Below are 977 nucleotides of genomic sequence, written 5' to 3'. Positions count from 1 at the left end.
GGTGGTCACCTACCGTCCCGAGGACCTGCCGCCCGGCGCCCCGGCGCCCGGGGCGGCCTTCCGCCCGGCGCCCGCCCGGACCGGCGGGCACGGGGCCGGCGAGGGGCACGGGGCCGTCGGCGCGCCGGTCCGGCTGGAGCGGCTGGAGCGGCTGGAGCCCCTGGACGAGCGGGAGGTCGCGGAGCTGGCCCGGTCGGTGCTGGGCCCGGCGGCGACCCCCGAACTCGCGCGGGTCCTGCACGAGCGCAGCCAGGGACTGCCGCTGGCCGTCGAGGAGGACCTGCGGGCCCTGGCCGAACGCACCCTGACCGAACGCGCTCCCGCCTCCCCCGGCCGGCCGACTGCCGGCCGACCGACCGCAGATCGACCGACCACCGAACGCACCGGCGGCCCCGTCGGCCGTGCGGCCACCGGCGACCTGGCGGCCGTCCTGGCCCGCGCCGAGGTCCCGCGCGGACTGCGCGACGCGGTGACCGAGCGGCTCGCCCGCCTGGGCGACGACGGCGCGGCCGTCGTCGCGGCGGCCGCCGTCCTCGGGGTGCCCGCCGACGAGGAGTTGCTGACCGCCGTCGCCGGGCTGGACGCCGAGGCCGGGGCCGACGGCCTGACCGAGGCGCTGCACGCGGCCGTCCTGCGGGAGACCGCGCCCGACCGCTACGCCTTCCGCTCCCCTGCGGCCCGGCAGGTCGCCCACGGGCGGGTCGCCGGGCCCCGGCGCCGGGTGCTGCACCAGCGGGCCGTGGCCGCGCTGGGGACCAGGGAGCCCCGGCCGCTCGCCCGGATCGCCGAGCACACCCTGGCCATGGGCGACCGCCCGGCCTGGCAGGACCTCGCCCAGGCCGCCGCCGACCAGGCCGCCGCCCTCGGCGACCCGGGCGGTGCCCGGCGGATGCTGCGCGGCCTGCTCGACGAGCCGGACCTCGACCCGCGCCGACGTGGCCGGGCGGCCCTGGCGCTGGCCCGGCTCGCGGCCGACG

Annotated in this window: 1 pseudogene; it reads left to right on the top strand. The window is 82.1% G+C overall.

The features are described from left to right. Positions 1-977, top strand: a pseudogene (locus VR45_RS39765) (hypothetical protein); the annotation flags it as partial.

The sequence above is a fragment of the Streptomyces sp. NRRL S-495 genome, from assembly GCF_000966955.1.
GTDB lineage: Bacteria > Actinomycetota > Actinomycetes > Streptomycetales > Streptomycetaceae > Kitasatospora > Kitasatospora purpeofusca.
The sequence above is the reverse complement of the archived record's forward strand: the minus strand, read 5'-3'. Positions and strand labels throughout refer to the sequence as shown.